Consider the following 17,291-nt stretch of genomic DNA (forward strand, 5'->3'; position numbering starts at 1 on the left):
AATTTGTACCTTATTGGTTCAAAAAATCATCCTTAAATGAAGTATATCCTACTATTTCTATTAATTACCTCCGTACACGGTTTTGGTCAAAATACCATTCCGTTCACTGAAGGCCATACCTCCCCCAAAGCCCATTTATCCGATCTTTCCTGGATAGCAGGTCACTGGAAAGGCGTAGCTTTTGGTGGTATAATCGAAGAAATATGGAGTCCACCACTAGGGGATTCCATGATGTTCGTCTTTAAGTTAGTAGTGGACAACAAGGTTGCCTTTTACGAAATAGGCCATATTAGGCAGGAAGGGGAATCGCTTATCCTTAGGTTGAAGCACTTTAATGGAGACCTAAGCGGTTGGGAAGAAAAAGACAAGACAGTAGACTTTAAGTTGGTGAAATTAGAAGGGAATCGGGCTTATTTCGATGACTTCACCATAGAGCGAATAAATGACTCGGAAATAAACATGTATGTAGTTATAGATCAGGAAGACGGATCGCCTGAGGAGGTAAAGTTTAACTACAAAAAATGACCTTAAACAAAATCCACCATATTGCCATCATTTGCTCGGACTATAATAAATCCAAAGAATTTTATGTTGAAGATTTGGGCCTAGAACCAATCCAAGAAGAATTTAGGGAAGAGCGCAATTCCCACAAATTGGATTTGGCATTGAATGGCGAATACATCATAGAACTCTTTTCTTTTCCAAATCCCCCAGCACGAACAACAAGACCGGAGGCAACTGGCCTCAGACATTTGGCTTTCGAAGTAGACGATTTGGAAAAAAGCATTGTTCATATGGCCAAAAAAGGCATTAAAGCTGAACCCATTCGCGTTGATGGGATTACTAAAAAACAGTTCACCTTTATATTTGATCCTGACGATTTACCCATTGAACTTTATCAAAAATGATTCGCATTAATGATTATATAGATAATTTCCGCACCACTTTCCCCCACCTCAGGGACGCTTCTCCCTGGGACGTAACCCAATCCATTTCTTCAATGTTAATAGGAATTATTCGGGAACTGGATCCGGATAATTATTCCATTGAAGGTAATATCGCCATCCACAAAACAGCCATTATAGAAAAAGGGGCTATTTTAAAAGGACCCATGATTGTTTCAGAAAACAGTTTTGTAGCAAGCCATGCCTACCTCCGAGGAGGGGTATTTCTGGGTGAAGGGGTACAGATAGGTCCATGTAGTGAAATAAAATCGAGTATAATTTGTAGCAAGTCCGCTCTAGCACATTTTAACTTTATAGGGGATAGTATTATTGGTAGCTATGTAAATTTTGAGGCAGGGTCACTTATTGCCAACCACTATAACGAAAGAACCGACAAGACCGTTTGGGCCAGTGAATATGGCGACAGAATAAATACCGGAACCAATAAATTTGGGGCATTGATAGGGGACAATTCCAAAATAGGGGCCAATGCCGTACTTTCCCCAGGCACCATATTAAGCGTAGGTTCCATAGTAAAGCGACTGGAACTTATAGAACAAAATAAATGACCTGAAAATGGAAAAAAAATGCTTGGAATGTGGAGATAAAATTTTAGGCAGGGTAGATAAGAAGTTCTGCTCGGACTATTGCAGAAACGCCTACAACAACAAACTGAATAAGGACAGTAAAAATCTGGTACGGAATATAAATAACCGCTTGCGTAAAAATTATAGAATCCTGGACAGTTATCCGTTAACGGATGGCAAAACCAAAACTACCAAGACCAGATTAATGGACAAGGGATTCGATTTTGAATACCTCACCAATTTATATACCACCAAAAAGGGAACCACCTATTATTTTGTATATGATTTAGGATATCTCCCGTTGGACAATGATTATTATATGATCGTGAAGAGGGAATAGTTCCATGCCATTAAATAACAGGTATATCCACATCAATACCTCCCCCGAGGGGAAGGATATGGTTCTGTGGATTTGAAAATTCTTAGAATTATTTCTCTGCTACATAGCAGGGCAAGTGGGAAAATAAAGTAGCTTTTTATTTCCAGTTATGTCCGCTTAATTTTAAGGCGGCTATCACAATATCCTTACGGCTAATTTGACCTACCAAAATCCCATTTTTCATAACAGGCAATCTTCTTCTATGATGCTTGTCAAATACTCCCGCTGCATCAAATATAGACATATCATGAGGTATTGTCTCTACTTCTTTGGTCATAAATCGCTCAACACTTTTATCCAATATAGGCTGATTAAAATAACGGCTTTCCGAAATTTGTTTCATACAATCCGCCTCGGATATAATACCAACCAAAAATCCGTTGTTATCCAAAACAGGACCCCCAGAAATATGATATTTTGCCAAATGCTCCATAACCGTTAATATGGATTGATCGGGACTAAAGGTGATCAATTTTTTAGTCATGTAATCCTCTACTAAAATGGGAGCGTCAAATTCCTTTTTTACGACCTTTCGTACTCCCTGAAAGCTTTTTATTCCCATTTCGTTTATTTTTAGGTTAATTTGAAAGATAGTATTTTTCAAAAGATTATACAACTAATTAAGATTTAATCAGTTAAAGTGACAAGTATTTGCTAATTTCATTACATATAACTCAATAGACTGTGTTCTAAAATTATTTGGATTAAAGCTTAGATCAACTCTTTAAGGTATTCCACATATAATTTCTTAATTTTAAGTTTTTACAACTTACTATGAAGCAATATTCTTCTGCCCTCACCCTTCTTATACTCTTGCTTGCCATTTATTTGAGCTTTGAGACCTCTATGCCAAGCTACACTCCGAATGCAACCGTAGATGATATTTCGTTTTCAACAGATAGGGCATTGGTCCATGTAAAAAATATGTCTGAAAAACCACATGGAGTTGGATTTCCTGCCCATTCCGAGGTTAGGGAATATGTTATTGCGGAATTGAACAAGCTGGGCTTGGAAACAACGACCCAACAAGGGTTTACCGCTGGGGATTGGGGTAATTTCAGCAGTGCTACCAATATCTTGGCCAGAATAAAAGGAACCGAAAAAGGGAAAGCCCTGCTTTTGCTCTCACATTATGACAGCAGTCCCCACTCCTCCTTGGGTGCCAGTGATGCTGCCAGTGGAGTAGCTACCATATTGGAAGGTGTTCGAGCTTTCCTAAAACAAAACCAGGCGCCAAAAAATGACATTATTATTCTAATTTCCGATGCCGAGGAATTAGGATTAAACGGGGCCGACCTCTTTGTAAACAAACACCCTTGGGTAAAGGAGGTAGGACTGGTATTAAATTTTGAAGCCAGGGGCAGTGGTGGCCCCTCCTATATGCTATTGGAAACCAATAGGGGAAATGCCAAGGTAATTCAAGAATTTATAAAGGCAGATCCCAAATTCCCGGTTGCCAATTCATTGGTCTATAGTATTTATAAAATGTTGCCCAACGACACCGACCTTACTGTGTTCAGGGAGGACATGGACATTGAAGGGTTGAACTTTGCCTTTATTGACGACCATTATGATTACCATACCGTACGCGATAATTACGCGCGATTGGACCGTAATACCCTTGCCCATCAGGGCAGTTACCTAATGCCTTTGCTAAAGCACTTTAGCAGTTCCGACCTCTCCGACTTAAAAAGCCCTAACGATTCTATATATTTCAACATACCTTTCTTTAAATTGGTATCCTATCCTTTTGATTGGATCTTTCCCATGCTGGGGCTTGCCATAATATCCTTCTTGGTCTTAATGCTATTAGGCCTCAGGAACGGCTCCTTGGAAATTAAGGAAATAGGAAAAGGTTTTATACCCCTGCTTTTAGTGCTGGCCATAAATGGCCTTGTAGGCTATTTTGGGTGGTCTGCACTAACCAGTATCTACCCACAATACCAGGATATTCTTCATGGGTTTACCTATAATGGTTATTCCTATATTATTGCTTTTGTGCTTTTTTCAGTGGCCGTTGGTTTTTGGGCCTATCATAAATTGGAAACCACAAAGACCCAAAATTTAATAATAGCCCCATTATTTCTCTGGATCGTAATTAGCACGCTTGTCGCCGTGTATTTAAAAGGGGCCAGCTTTTTTATCGTTCCCGTTTTTGCATTGTTGGCATCGCTCCTGATAACGACCCATCAAAAATTGCCCAGTCCCTTTCTCTTGCTATTTTTGGCCTTACCGGCAATTTGGATATATGCCCCATTGATTAAAATGTTCCCTGTGGGTCTTGGCCTTAAAATGATGATTACCTCTACCCTTTTAACATCTTTAACCTTTTTCTTATTGCTCCCAGTTTTTGGTTCGACGAAAAACAAAAACGGTTTGGCCTTTTTGTTTCTAGTACTTTGCTTCGGTTTTCTTCTGTCCGCACATCTTGATTCGGACTTTAGCAATGAAAATGCCAAACCCACCAGTTTGGTCTATTTGCTCGATGCAGATAAGGGAACTGCCGAATGGGCCACCTATGACAAGGTGTTGTCGGGTTGGACTTCGCAATATATAGATAAGAATAAAGAAAACCCTATAAGTTCAGAGGACGAATCTCTTAGTAGCAAATATGCGACTAGGTTTAGCTATAGATCGGCAGCGCCCCTAAAAAATATTGCATCTCCTAAAATTGAAACCACTATGGATACCATTGTAGGTAACAGTCGCAAATTGGAAATATGTATTACGCCCCAACGTAAGGTCAATCGTTTGGAAATATTTACCAATGAAGTTGAAATCATTGAGGCCAAAATAAATAATATAGCACTGTCTCCCTATTATCTCAAAAATAAGAAAAGCCCCAAATTGGTTACCCATTATATCAGCAATAACGATTATACCGAATTACAAATTACAATTTCCAAGGAAAGCCAATTGGAACTGACCCTATATGAGGCCTCAAACGATCTTTTAAGCAATCCATTGTTTACGGTTCCATCAAGGCCAGAGGACAACATACCTATGCCATTTGTTTTAAACGATGCCATATTGATTACCAAAAAAATTACATTTTGAGCAAGAGAATCGGTATTCTTGGGTGTGGATGGCTGGGCTTGCCCTTGGCCAAATCCCTATTGGAAGATAAGCATACCGTTTATGGAACTACCACTTCGATTTCCAAAATAGATAATTTGAAAAAGGACAAAATCGTCCCATATCATATTGTACTTAATGGGAGTGGAATTGAGGGCAACATTAAGGGGTTTTTGAGTAAATTGGATATCTTGATTTTAAATGTTCCTCCAAAGTTGCGTTCTTCTCCCCACGAAAGCTTTGTTGAAAAGATGTTTCTTTTACATAGTGAAATAAAAAACTCACCATTAAAAAGAATTATTTTTATAAGCAGCACCTCCGTATATGGCAGTATTAATGGCTTAATCACTGAAGACTCCCCTGCCCGACCAAACACCGAGTCCGGAAAGCAGCTTTTGGCTTCGGAAAATATTTTTTTAAAGGACGGACAACTAAGTACCACCGTTATCCGTTTTGGGGGACTAATTGGCCCCAAAAGACATCCAGTAAGTTTTCTAAGTGGAAAATCTGATTTGGCGAATGGCGATGACGCCATTAACCTAATTCATCTAAACGATTGTATTGGTATTATCCAAACCGTTATTAAGGGTGACATCAAGAATCAGATACTCAATGGGGTATATCCCCACCATCCTAAGAAGGAAGAATATTATACCTCCGAAGCGGTAAAAAGGGGCCTTTTACCGCCCATTTACACCAAGAATTCGAATGAAATAGGAAATAAAATCATAGAAAGTAAGTATTTAAATGTTAAAAACTACCAATTCAACACTTCAATTGTAAGTTAATTCACCACACTTTTTTGCAGTTTCACAACAAACATAGCCCCTTTAAGTTAAATTACACCCCTGATTGTTAACCGTTTATCGATAAGTATGTACCTTTAAGTAAACGAATAAATTCAATTATCATGGAAAATTCAGGTCTAAAAAGAAGAGTACTTTACGAAATTGAAAATTTAATTTCCAAAAGCTGTTCCAAAAGCAAAATGTCCCAAAACTTTCAAAATCTACACATTGCAATATTGAAAAAATATTACAATGCTGCCGATGTATCCATAGACTATCATCGAAAGAGGGTTATTATGGATATTGTAATGGACGACAGTTGTTACGACCCGAAAAAAGTAAATTCTTCCCTGCCAACTTTAAGGGCAAATTTACTTTTTAAGAATTTAAAGGAATTTTTGAGTTCTAGTTTGGACAAGGACAATGTGAGTATTGCATTTTATGCCAGGCTCATTAGATCCTATGAAAACAGGAATGCAAAGCTGACAATTGTTTAAAAAAGACCCCAATCAACCATATATAAAAAGGATGCCCAACGGCATCCTTTTTTATTGCCTATCAAAGGTTTAAGGTTTTCCTTAACAAAAGGATAGAAATAATTTACTAGTTTTGGCACACCAAAAAATAGAACAATGAAGAAAATAGTTTTAATCCTCCTTCTAATAGTAGGATTTACAGCCAATGCACAGACTAAAAGTGAATTGCTTAAACATTATGAGGCCTTTTATGACCAAATGAGAATACAGGGTGATATAGATGGCGTAATCAACGCTATAACCCACTTGAACCTGCTTTCCCCCAGTAAAGAGCGGAACGATACCTTGGCGTACATCTACACCACCGACAATCAACATTTACAGGCTCTAAATACAATTGGGATTGAAAAAAACGAAACGGACTCCGATTTGGCAGTACAGGTAAAAGCTATTTCTTTAAAGGCCCTTAACCAACCTAAAAGAGCATTGGAACAATTTGAAATTCTTAACAAAAGGGGGCCAAACCCTTATTTAGCCTACGAATTGGCTGATCTAAAAATTCAGACCGGTGACAATGAAGGAGCAGCTGCAAATATTGAATTTGGTATTGCCAATGCCAAAGATGATATGAAATACGCATTTTATGAAAGGCAACAACCGTACGAGGTAGTTCTAAAAGCGGCCTTCATCCATTTGAAAGCCCTGGTAGAATTCAACAAAGACCAAACCAATATAGATGGCGCCTTGGCTACTATTGATGAAGCCTTAAAAATAGACCCCAATTTTAATTTGGCAAGTTTAAGCAGACAGGCCCTACAGTCCAGAAAGGACAAACAAGAGAATAAGGAACCGGAACCGAAGCAATAATCAAAATATTGTTGGATCCAACCACATATTTTTCTCTATAGGGAACTCTACAAAAAAACCACTGCCGGGCAGTGGTTTTTTTGTTATTTAAAACTGATTTGAAAAATAATCGAAGACTAAAGAACAAACCCTTGTAACCAGGCTTAATGCTTGCTCAAATTTTCAATAATCATATCGTCCTTTTCCTGTTTTAGTTGAATTACTTCGGAAACATTCTCGTTGGGGATTACAATGGACAGTACATAGTGGGCAATTTTCCATTTCCCCGATACCTTCATAAGCACCCCAGATCCACGACATAGTTTCATTTGGGTACTGAGCAGCTCATCAAACCAGGCAATATCTGCCTTTTCATTAATATACACTTTTCGATCCAAGGGAGTAAAGTCCCACGCCCTTCCTTTGTCAAAATGAGGTTTTGCGTAGGCCTTAAATTCCGCAATCTGCCAATTCTCGGAAGCATCCGTACCTATAAAAACGGCATCGTTCGTCATTAAATCAAAATAAGTTTTATAATCAGCGGCTCCCGCCGCCCTATGCCAGTTATCCAATGTGTACTGTATTTGAATTTTATCGGATACTTCCTGCGAACTCAGCTGTGAGGATAAAATAAAAACTGATATCAATATATAGTGCCTAATCACTTAAAATGAGAATGGTGTCCAACTTACTATTGACAATTACGTTGAACTGATTCCTAAATGCATTATATGCGTTGATCATTTCGATAGTGGATGCTTTTACACCTACCCTGTACTCCAGGTTTCCCTTTGTTTTAAGAATGAATGTCTTAAAAACCTTTTGCCTGCTTTTAATCTGCTCCTTATCAAATGTTTCCGGATAGGTAGATGCTTCAAGGGCTTTTTGTTTTTCGATCATATCCTCTATAACCAATACCAGATCCTCCCTATTGGCAACCCGATATAGCGATTCAAAAGTAGTTTCCAAAGCATTGAACTCCTGCCATTCCTTTAAATCTGCTAAGGCCTGTGCATTTATTTCATTGGGTTTTGGAAGTGAATCCACACTAAAAAACACCTCCGCCTTTTCTTTCGGGGCTTCTGTGGTCGCCCCTTGTTTACAGGCTCCCATCAACATGAATACCATGCCGTAAAACACTATTTTTCCCATAGGACGAAGGTACAAATTTTAATAAAAGCTATCTTTAATGGAATTTTTATTTAACTAGTTTTTATACAAAATCAATCATAAGCATTTAGTATATCGCCAACTATTGCCAAGCTGTTCCTGGGTCAAAGGGTAAACCATGGAAATTATAAGCTTCTTGCCTGTGATATTTGGATGAAAGATCTAACCCCATAAATTCCGACCAAAGAGATTAACTACACCCATGCCTTGTCTAAATGGAGGACTGCTTTATTGAATGAAATTAGACACTAAATTTTATTTTACTTTCTATAGCCCTGATCATAATATTGGCTATATCCTTCCCTGTTGCATTTTCAATTCCCTCCAAACCGGGGGAAGAATTTACCTCGAGGAGCAAAGGTCCTTTATTGGAACGGATAATATCTACACCAGCCACGGCCAGGTTTAGAACTTTGGCAGCCTTTATGGCCAACTTCCTTTCCTCAGAGGTGATTTTTATTACAGATGCCTTGCCCCCTTGATGCAAGTTTGCGCGGAATTCCCCTTTCTCTGCTTGACGCTGCATTGATGCTACTACTTTTCCATTCACCACAAAACAGCGTATATCCTGACCGTTTGCTTCTTTTATGAACTCTTGGACCAAAATATTGGTCTGCACGCTCTTAAAGGCATTAATAACGCTTTCTGCAGCCTTGTTGGTTTCGGCCAAAACCACACCCTTACCCTGGGTACTTTCCAATAATTTTATTATCAATGGGGCACCGTTCACCATCCTGATAAGATCCTTTGTATCCATTGGAGATTTTGCAAATCCGGTTATTGGGATATGTATATCATTTTTGGAAAAAAGTTGCGATGCAAATAATTTATCCCTGGATTGGGTAATTGCTTCGGCCGAATTTAAGCAATACACCCCAAGATTGTCGAACTGCCTGATCAAAGCACATCCATAAAATGTCACCGCCGGCTTTATCCTGGGTATAATGGCATCAAACTCATTTAATATATTTCCTCCCCTATATCTGATCTCTGGCGAATTGGCATCCAATTTCATATAGGCATGCTCTACATTTAGAAACACCATATCGTGCCCCAAGGCCTCTCCGGCCTCCATTATCCTTTTATTGCTATAGAGCAATGGGTTACTGGCCAACAATGCAATCTTAAGTCCCGTCTTTTCCTTAAAATGGGAGGCATATTTCTCATTAATCTCTTTTACCGTAAACTCCTTTACATTAAAACTTACCGCCGGGTTAACTACAAAACGCTCATTTAAGGCCTCCCTGCCCAAAAGCATGCGATACTCCATAGTATCCCTATTGGCCAAGGTAAGCTCTATATCAAAGATAAGTTCACCCACACGTACAGGGGTCTTTATCACATAACGCTCCTCGGATATCCCTGAAGAACTCTTTACAGTTCTACGGTCTACCAGTCTTGCACGGCATTCTATATTAATGCCCCTATTGTCCTGTAATGGATTTACCTCAAATTTTACCCATTCATGGGCTCCTTTGGTATATACCTTAATATTATTTGCCTGGATAGAAGATGTTTTTGCCCCGGAATCTACTCTGGCCTTTATAGCAGGAATTTCTAAATCTTCAAATACACACCATTCTTCACTACCAATAATATCCAGGTTCTTATACTTCATCTCTATTTTAAGGATTTGTTTTTTAAATAATTGCAAAATAAAACACTTGACCCCTTAGAATCAAGATTAATGCATTAATAATTTATTAAATGTTTCTCGGTAATGTGAAACAGATAGAACTTTACGATAAAAACATCTCCTTTTGCTTTTTGAAACATTTAAATTCTACCATATGCCCATTGGGATCTTGGATAAAAAAGGACTTATGTTCACCTATCTTATCCTTTAAGAATACGACCTCAGTTGTTAGTTCATATTCGGATTTGCCCAACTTGGCATGCAATTCATTCCAAGTAGATTCATCCACGATAAGACCAAAGTGAAAAGAAGGCAACACCGTATCTTCAAACTTGTATGTCTTAAAAGCAAAATTAAAATTACCAGCTTTAGTGAAGGTAATCTGGTTTCCAAACAAATTAATATCCAACCATCGGGAAGAGTGCCTTCCCAATTCGGCTCCGATGACGTCTACGTAAAAGTCTTCTGTTTTGCTTATACTTAAGCAGGGCAGTGACATATGGAAGGGCGCATTTTTCATAAGGCTTTAATTTAGTATTGATAGTTTATCTAAGGTAGTAAAAAGAACAATTGCATATTACCTCCACAACCTAAACACGAAAAGATCTAAAACCTCGACCAAAATCAGGATTATTATTACCCATTCCAATTTACTGCTTTCCCTATGATCCCATATATCCTTAAATAGCTCCAAATTTTCCTTGATAATCTCTATTCGCTCGGAAATATTCCTATACCTGATCTTTAGGTCGAATGTCCGTTTAAGTTCCAAGTTAAGCTTGTTCAATTGCTCATTTTCCCAAGTACTATCGGGCTCGTCAAAAATATATAGGTTTTCCGATATCTGATTTTTTATGTTCAGCACCTTCCCTATAAACTTTTTGAGGTTAATTCCCGAAATATTTAACTTTCCCTTCTGTTCCAAATATTGGGTATGTCCGTTGGTTTCCTCCAAAAGCTGTTCCGTAATCTCGGAATACCTGTCCAAGGCAACGGATTGGGTGGTATTCAACATTACCAATCTAATAAACTCGGAATCAAAACTGGGCAATATTACTTTATCGAAAGCCACCTGTTGGTGGCCTTCGATTATTTCTACTTGAATGGTTTCTGTAAGTTGGGGAAAATGGTTCTCCCTAGTAATCTTGGATAGGGCATCCAAAACCTTCTCTTTTTCCTTTTCAGAATGATTGAAAAAGGATACCAGACCGTATTGAAAGATATAAACGAATTTTTTTTCGCCGTTTTTCAAATAGAGCTCATCACTGTCAGAAAACAATATCTCCAGGGGCAATTGTGTTCTACATTGCCTAATGTTAATGGAAGATGCTATATGCACTGCAACAACCTCAAACATTCCTGTTAGTCATCATCGTCATCTCCCTCTACTCCTTCCATGTCCACATCTGGAATGGCCTCTGGATCATCATCGTCAAAATCCTCGTAATCATCCTCATCATAATTGGCCATAGTCTTTTCCAGCTTGGCGCTAATTTTGACAAGATATTTGGTATCCTCGGTTGTAACCTCAACGGCCTCTATACGCTCCCCTTGTGCATTCTTAAAGGAGATAATATTAAGATCGTCGTACCCATCTGGATACTTCTCTACCAAAAGTTTTAAAACTTCGGGTGTAAGTTTTTTAAAGTCAACAATAACTCTTTTTAAATTGTCCATATACTACATGTCTAATAGGTACGCAAAAATTAAGGGCGCAACAATGGTTGCATCACTTTCAATGATAAATTTAGGGGTATTTATATCCAGTTTCCCCCAGGTTATTTTCTCGTTTGGTACTGCCCCTGAATAAGAACCATAACTTGTGGTAGAATCACTTATTTGGCAAAAATAACTCCAAAACGGCGTATCTGTCCTTTCAAGATCCTGGTATAACATAGGTACAACACAAATCGGGAAATCTCCGGCGATTCCACCTCCTATTTGAAAAAATCCTATTCCATTTTTGGAATTATCGGTATACCAATCTGCCAAGAAGGTCATATATTCAATACCAGACTTCATGGTACTGGCCTTTAACTCTCCTTTTACCACATAGGAAGCAAATATATTGCCCATGGTACTATCTTCCCAACCTGGGCATACAATGGGTAAATTTTTCTCCGCTGCTGCATACATCCAGGAATCCTTAAGGTCTATTTCATAATATTCCTCCAAAACACCTGAGAGCAAGAGCTTGTACATAAACTCATGTGGCAAATACCTTTCTTCGGCGTCTTCAGCCTTTTTCCAAATTTCAAAAATATGCTTTTGCAGCCTTCGGAATGCCTCATGTTCCGGAATGCAGGTGTCCGTCACCCTATTTAAACCTTTCTCCAACAAATCCCACTCATCTTGTGGTGTAAGATCTCGATAATTGGGCACTCGTTTATAATGGGAATGGGCTACCAAATTCATAATATCCTCTTCCAAATTGGCTCCCGTACAGGATATGATATGAACTTTATCCTGACGGATTACCTCAGCGAATATCTTTCCAAGTTCAGCGGTACTCATGGCACCTGCCAAGGAGACCAGCATCTTGGAGCCTTGCTTTAGTTGATCTTCATATCCCTTGGCAGCATCCACCAAAGCGGCCGCATTAAAATGTAAATAATACTTCTCAATAAAATTGGAGATTTCTCCTTTAGTCTTCGTCATCGTCGAATTTTGAATTGTTATTGGCTCCAACCTTGGAATCAACGTCATAAGTGTTGTCGTAATCGTCCTCTACGGCCTCACCCATAAATTTATAGCTTAACATTTTATAATATAATTTGGCTGCAAGGAAATCAGAAGATTTATCGGCCTTATTCGGGCAAAGCTCAACTATATCAAAGCCTACAACATTTTTATCTGCAAATACCTGTTTTAGAAACTCCAGGGTCTCATAATAAAATAGGCCACCAGGTTCCGGTGTTCCCGTAGCCGGCATAATGGATGGATCCAATGCATCCAGGTCAAAGGTTATAAAGACATTGTCCGTCATAAGATCTATGACCTTATCCGTCCAATACTCATCATTTACCATATCATGTGCGAAGAATGTTTTTTCTTCATCCATAAAAGTTTTTTCAATGGCATCCATACTACGTATCCCTACCTGTAGTAGATTGGTAGTCTGACTGGCCTCATGAACTGCACAGGCATGATTAAATTTGCTGCCATCATAGGACTTCCTTAAATCTGCATGCGCATCTATGTGCAACACAGTAAGGTTGTCAAAACACTCATTAAATGCCCTAATGGTTCCTATAGAAATAGAATGTTCACCACCGAAAAGAGTAACGAACTTATTTCTTTTGATGTATTCTTTGGTAACCTTATGCACAGCATTTACCATAGCTTCGGGAGAGCTATCCTCGTCTACGGAATTGGCCAAATATATTCCTTGTTGATAGACCTCCGTATCGGTTTCAATATCATACAATTCCATATTTTCCGATGCTGCCAAAAAAGCATCTGGACCTTTGTCCGCCCCTTTTCCCCAAGTACTGGTTCCATCATAAGGCACAGGTATTAAAACTACCTTGGCCTTTTCCAATTGCGCAAACTCGTCTGGTATGCCAGCGTAATTGTTAGTTGTGTTCATTTGTTTAAAGTTTTTTGATTTTTAAAGGTCAGTTTTGATTTGCTTTTCAACGTTCTCACTAACTTTAGCATTAGCACTAGGCTTCATTTCATATCCTAAAATTCTAAGTAGGTCTTCGGCCTTTTGTTGTTCACTAAATAATTTTGTTGTAATATTTCCGTTTTCGTCCTTATCTATTAAAACATGTTTTGGATGTGGTATTAAACAATGTTGCAACCCGCCATAGCCTCCAATAGTCTCCTGATAGGCACCTGTATTAAAGAACCCTATATACAAGGGTTTATCTTTTCTGTACTTGGGCAAATAAATCGCATTCATGTTTTGCTCACTGTTGTAATAATCATCGCTATCACAGGTTAGTCCACCCAACAAAACCCGTTCGTATTCATCTTGCCAACGGTTTATTGCCAACATTATAAAGCGTTTGTTAATGGCCCAAGTATCAGGCAATGTGGTTATAAACGATGAGTCGATCATATTCCACTTTTCCCTGTCGTTCTGCTGCTTTTGATATAGTATTTCATATATGGCACCACCACTTTCTCCTACTGTAAAACTTCCAAATTCGGTAAAAATATTTGGAACTGCAACATCGGCTTCCTGACAGGCAATGTTTATTTGGTTTATAATCTCGTCTATCATGTATTGATAGTCGTAATCAAAAGCCAAGGAATTTTTTATTGGAAAACCGCCACCAATATTAAGACTATCCAGCGATGGACATATCTTTTTAAGCCTAACGTACACTTTTAAACACTTTACCAATTCGTTCCAATAATAGGCATTGTCACGTATCCCCGTATTAATGAAAAAGTGGAGCATTTTTAATTCTACCTTATCATTATCCTTAATTTGATTCTCATAAAAAGGTACAATATTTTTGTATCCAATTCCCAAGCGGGAGGTATAAAATTCGAACTTTGGCTCTTCTTCGGAGGCAATCCTTATCCCCACTTTAAAAGTATCGTTGATAGCTTCGGACAACAAATCTATTTCCTCATAATTATCTATAATTGGAATACAATTCTGATGTCCTCCGTTTATAAGATTAGCTATATTGGTAATATATTGATCCCTTTTAAATCCGTTACATATTATAAAGGTATTGTCCTTTATCTTGCCTTTTTCCTTTAACTTTTCAACAATATTGATATCAAAGGCAGAAGAAGTTTCAATATGAATGTCATTTTTTAAGGCCTCGTTCAATACCGGTTTAAAATGAGAACTTTTAGTACAATAGCAATAATGATATTTTCCTTTGTAGTTGTTCTTTTCCATGGCTATTTTAAACCACTCCTTTGCCCTGTTTATATTTTCGGAAATTTTCGGCAAATAAGTAAATTTCAAAGGACTTCCATATTCCTCTACCAAATCCATTAAGGGAATCCCATGAAACCTTAAGCTTTCACCGTCCAATGAAAATTCCTCCTGAGGAAAATAATAGGTTTGATCTATAAGATTAATATATTTCGTGTTCATTAAAATAAATATAAGAATTGTAAATAAGTAAATAGCATCGCCAAATGCAAATAATGTGAGGAATTATAACTAAATCCCTAAACAATTATCTGCTTTTCAGTGGTCGGTATAAAAAAATAGTCGTGCTGACTACTCACGATAGAAGAAAAATTTGGAATACCAAGTAAATTTTGGTTACCCGTACCTTTAAATTTCAGTGGTCTGAATCTTTCTGTTTCCAGAATCCCAAAATTATAATTATGGTTCATTTTACTCAACTAAATGCTATTATGTAAACAAAATTTAAAGCTAAATTGATGTGACAAATGAAAACAAAAAAAATGAAAAAACAAGCGTTTTAAAAAATTTTACGATGAAGTAAAAAATGAATTTGACCAATTGTAAAAAATTAACTAAAAATTAAATATAAAGCATTGATTTTTAACCTTTTCTTGACTATTTTTAAATATAAACAAAGTCACCATGAATTATAAAAAAATTAGTGTTTTTGTTGGTCTTGTTATATTCCTACTTATTTTTAATAATATTTGGGCGCAAATACCAGCAAACGTTTATCATTTTGAGGATAAAAGCAGTGAGGGAACGATTCAACATGAGTTGAAATTGGACGCCGACTATTTTGTCCATACCATTTACAGACAATCTCCTGCAGAATTCATAAAAACCTTGGGTGGATACTATACTATCTCCGGCAATAACCTTATGGTACAACTGGAATTTAATTCAGATTACAATAAAGATAAAATTACCAACTTAAAAATACCATATGAGGTAAAAGGCGGGACACTTATCCTTGATTATCCAACTCAAATGAACTTCAATCCAACAACCTATGGCATTCAAGATCTGGACGGCAAGTGGCTCATCACGGGAAGGGTAACGGACCAAGGAGAAGAAAGAAGGGATACATCACGACCCCGAAAGACCATGAAATATCTGTTGAATGGGCATTTTCAATGGATTGCATATAATACAGAAACCTTCGAATTTTTTGGCACTGGAGGAGGGACCTACGATGCAACTAATGGAAAATACACGGAAAATATAGCCTATTTTTCTAGGGATAATTCACGTGTAGGGGCAATATTGTCCTTCAATTATGAAGTAAATGGCAACGATTGGTACCATACCGGCAAAAGCAGTAAGGGTGATCCTTTAAACGAAATATGGACCAAAAGGGTTGCCAAATAAAAGTCCGTAATTTATTATCATTTATATTTCGATAAACAAAAATAGCCTAGGTCTGTGGAAAAAAACCAATTCTTCCAGTACCTAGGCTATTGCAACTTCATTTATATCAGTTATGCCACTCTTGCTCTTTTTAAGGATGTAGCCACAACACCATTGACGGCTGCGTTCCATTTTTCGGCACGACTTAGCTCATAATCCTCCATATAAATACTCTCTATATCGTAAAAATTAAGGATTTTATGCTCACGGGATTCATCTAAAAACTTTATTTCCAAATCCATTCTTTCCAGGACGGTCTCCTTCTTATTATTGGTTTTTGTCACATGGGTCTTCTTAACAATCTTTGCATTCAGCACATCATTAAGATTTATATTCTCCACTGCCACTATACCATCAAATACTTTAGAAAAGACAAGCGTCCTATTATCTGCATCCAAGCCAATAAAAGAATTGCCCCAACTTTCCTTCAAATTGAATTTCAGCTTGGATTCATTGATTAATTTTTTGACCTCATTGGACATTATTTTTAAATCCCCTTTTCCGGATTTATTAAGTATCACAAAAGGTAAAACGGTACAGAGTACTAATAAACCCGATACCAACCACATTGATAAATTCATTTTATTTATTTTTAAATTATTCCACTTATTAATTAATTCCCGCTTGCCAAAGCCAATGTTGGGTACGGAAAAACTTCCAAAATTGGTTATTTTGGAATCGCATGTTCACTCAGGGAATAATTTATAAAAAGGTATGAAAGGGATAAATCATGGTAAGTCCGTCCAAACTTGGAGTAATATGGTCACCATTATTTAGGAATAAATGCACTTTGCCATTGGCATTAACAAGGCCAACGGTACTGATGGGATAAACTGAAATAAAATTGGGTCTTAGCTCATTTACAGAAGGTATTTGGTAATTACCTTCAGCCATAACCATGTAACGGTAAGAAGACTGTCCATTATAATTCAAATGATGGTCCACTTGAATTTCCCCAACCACCTCAACCTTGGACTCCAAACTGGTTTCAGAGCTGGCCAAAGAAGTTTGGCCTATACTTAAGAAAAGTATAAGAAATAGGACCTTAAAAAAAAGCAAGTACCTTGTTTTTTTCATACCACAAAGATATAC

21 protein-coding genes are annotated in these 17,291 nt (G+C 37.6%); 9 read left to right on the plus strand and 12 right to left on the minus strand.

Annotation, left to right across the window (positions count from 1 at the left end; translation table 11 throughout):
* Positions 1–36: 36 nt before the first annotated feature.
* From CWD91_RS19105 to CWD91_RS19120, 4 genes are read left to right on the plus strand one after another with little or no spacing between them, the layout of a single operon-like run.
* Positions 37–525 (plus strand): DUF6265 family protein, encoded by a 489-nt coding sequence (locus CWD91_RS19105; protein ID WP_103442576.1) that lies wholly within the window; start codon positions 37–39, stop codon positions 523–525.
* The gene (gene gloA2 / locus CWD91_RS19110; RefSeq protein ID WP_103442577.1) at positions 522–908 is read left to right on the plus strand and encodes an SMU1112c/YaeR family gloxylase I-like metalloprotein; all 387 of its coding nucleotides are present in this window, start codon (positions 522–524) and stop codon (positions 906–908) included. Before CWD91_RS19105 ends, gloA2 begins: the two co-directional genes overlap by 4 nt.
* Positions 905–1,513, plus strand: coding sequence for an LbetaH domain-containing protein (locus CWD91_RS19115; protein ID WP_103442578.1), 609 nt, complete (start codon positions 905–907; stop codon positions 1,511–1,513). Before gloA2 ends, CWD91_RS19115 begins: the two co-directional genes overlap by 4 nt.
* A gap of 7 nt (positions 1,514–1,520) precedes the next feature.
* Positions 1,521–1,871: a hypothetical protein gene (locus CWD91_RS19120; RefSeq protein ID WP_103442579.1), complete on the plus strand. Its 351-nt coding sequence runs from the start codon at positions 1,521–1,523 to the stop codon at positions 1,869–1,871.
* A 136-nt stretch (positions 1,872–2,007) separates the two neighbouring features.
* Here the strand turns inward: CWD91_RS19120 and CWD91_RS19125 are convergent, their stop codons facing one another.
* Complete coding sequence (locus CWD91_RS19125; protein WP_103442666.1) at positions 2,008–2,472, minus strand: CBS domain-containing protein; 465 nt, start codon at positions 2,470–2,472, stop codon at positions 2,008–2,010.
* Between the two features lie 212 nt (positions 2,473–2,684).
* On the opposite strand from CWD91_RS19125, the gene CWD91_RS19130 reads away from it, so the two are divergent.
* From CWD91_RS19130 to CWD91_RS19145, 4 genes are all read left to right on the plus strand, one after another.
* On the plus strand, positions 2,685–4,967 hold the full coding sequence (locus CWD91_RS19130; protein ID WP_103442580.1) for a M28 family peptidase: 2,283 nt from the start codon (positions 2,685–2,687) through the stop codon (positions 4,965–4,967).
* Entirely contained in the window at positions 4,964–5,773 is an 810-nt protein-coding gene (locus tag CWD91_RS19135; protein WP_103442581.1) for an SDR family oxidoreductase, read from the plus strand. The genes CWD91_RS19130 and CWD91_RS19135 overlap by 4 nt, the downstream gene beginning before the upstream one ends.
* Before the next feature lie 122 nt (positions 5,774–5,895).
* Positions 5,896–6,270, plus strand: coding sequence for a hypothetical protein (locus tag CWD91_RS19140; protein ID WP_103442582.1), 375 nt, complete (start codon positions 5,896–5,898; stop codon positions 6,268–6,270).
* Between the two features lie 135 nt (positions 6,271–6,405).
* Positions 6,406–7,116: a hypothetical protein gene (locus CWD91_RS19145; protein WP_103442583.1), complete on the plus strand. Its 711-nt coding sequence runs from the start codon at positions 6,406–6,408 to the stop codon at positions 7,114–7,116.
* Positions 7,117–7,259: 143 nt separating this feature from the next.
* Here the strand turns inward: CWD91_RS19145 and CWD91_RS19150 are convergent, their stop codons facing one another.
* The 9 genes from CWD91_RS19150 to CWD91_RS19190 all read right to left on the minus strand — a co-directional run bounded on the left by CWD91_RS19150 (position 7,260) and on the right by CWD91_RS19190 (position 14,969).
* The gene (locus tag CWD91_RS19150; protein ID WP_239985871.1) at positions 7,260–7,742 is read right to left on the minus strand and encodes a nuclear transport factor 2 family protein; all 483 of its coding nucleotides are present in this window, start codon (positions 7,740–7,742) and stop codon (positions 7,260–7,262) included.
* A gap of 10 nt (positions 7,743–7,752) precedes the next feature.
* On the minus strand, positions 7,753–8,247 hold the full coding sequence (locus CWD91_RS19155) for a hypothetical protein (RefSeq protein WP_103442585.1): 495 nt from the start codon (positions 8,245–8,247) through the stop codon (positions 7,753–7,755).
* A 259-nt stretch (positions 8,248–8,506) separates the two neighbouring features.
* A complete protein-coding gene (rimK, locus tag CWD91_RS19160; protein WP_103442586.1) occupies positions 8,507–9,883 on the minus strand; it encodes a 30S ribosomal protein S6--L-glutamate ligase in 1,377 nt (458 codons plus the stop codon).
* A gap of 121 nt (positions 9,884–10,004) precedes the next feature.
* Positions 10,005–10,421, minus strand: coding sequence for a VOC family protein (locus CWD91_RS19165; RefSeq protein WP_103442587.1), 417 nt, complete (start codon positions 10,419–10,421; stop codon positions 10,005–10,007).
* Positions 10,422–10,478: 57 nt separating this feature from the next.
* Positions 10,479–11,258: an RMD1 family protein gene (locus CWD91_RS19170; RefSeq protein WP_103442588.1), complete on the minus strand. Its 780-nt coding sequence runs from the start codon at positions 11,256–11,258 to the stop codon at positions 10,479–10,481.
* 5 nt (positions 11,259–11,263) lie between these two features.
* Entirely contained in the window at positions 11,264–11,578 is a 315-nt protein-coding gene (locus tag CWD91_RS19175; RefSeq protein WP_103442589.1) for a hypothetical protein, read from the minus strand.
* A gap of 3 nt (positions 11,579–11,581) precedes the next feature.
* The gene (locus CWD91_RS19180; RefSeq protein WP_103442590.1) at positions 11,582–12,559 is read right to left on the minus strand and encodes a deoxyhypusine synthase family protein; all 978 of its coding nucleotides are present in this window, start codon (positions 12,557–12,559) and stop codon (positions 11,582–11,584) included.
* Positions 12,546–13,490: an agmatinase gene (gene speB / locus CWD91_RS19185; protein WP_103442591.1), complete on the minus strand. Its 945-nt coding sequence runs from the start codon at positions 13,488–13,490 to the stop codon at positions 12,546–12,548. Before speB ends, CWD91_RS19180 begins: the two co-directional genes overlap by 14 nt.
* Before the next feature lie 21 nt (positions 13,491–13,511).
* Positions 13,512–14,969 (minus strand): arginine decarboxylase, encoded by a 1,458-nt coding sequence (locus CWD91_RS19190; RefSeq protein ID WP_103442592.1) that lies wholly within the window; start codon positions 14,967–14,969, stop codon positions 13,512–13,514.
* Positions 14,970–15,431: 462 nt separating this feature from the next.
* On the opposite strand from CWD91_RS19190, the gene CWD91_RS19195 reads away from it, so the two are divergent.
* Positions 15,432–16,160 carry a hypothetical protein gene (locus CWD91_RS19195; protein ID WP_103442593.1) on the plus strand — a complete coding sequence of 243 codons (729 nt, stop codon included), beginning with the start codon at positions 15,432–15,434 and terminating at the stop codon, positions 16,158–16,160.
* A gap of 110 nt (positions 16,161–16,270) precedes the next feature.
* On the opposite strand, the gene CWD91_RS19200 is transcribed toward CWD91_RS19195, so the two are convergent.
* Together CWD91_RS19200 and CWD91_RS19210 are read right to left on the minus strand one after the other, a co-directional pair.
* Positions 16,271–16,780: a hypothetical protein gene (locus CWD91_RS19200; RefSeq protein WP_157943845.1), complete on the minus strand. Its 510-nt coding sequence runs from the start codon at positions 16,778–16,780 to the stop codon at positions 16,271–16,273.
* 121 nt (positions 16,781–16,901) lie between these two features.
* Complete coding sequence (locus CWD91_RS19210) at positions 16,902–17,276, minus strand: hypothetical protein (RefSeq protein WP_103442596.1); 375 nt, start codon at positions 17,274–17,276, stop codon at positions 16,902–16,904.
* Between the last annotated feature and the right edge of the window lie 15 nt (positions 17,277–17,291).

Origin of the sequence: Arenibacter hampyeongensis (assembly GCF_002909255.1) — a bacterium.
In the GTDB taxonomy this organism is placed as follows: Bacteria; Bacteroidota; Bacteroidia; order Flavobacteriales; family Flavobacteriaceae; genus Arenibacter; species Arenibacter hampyeongensis.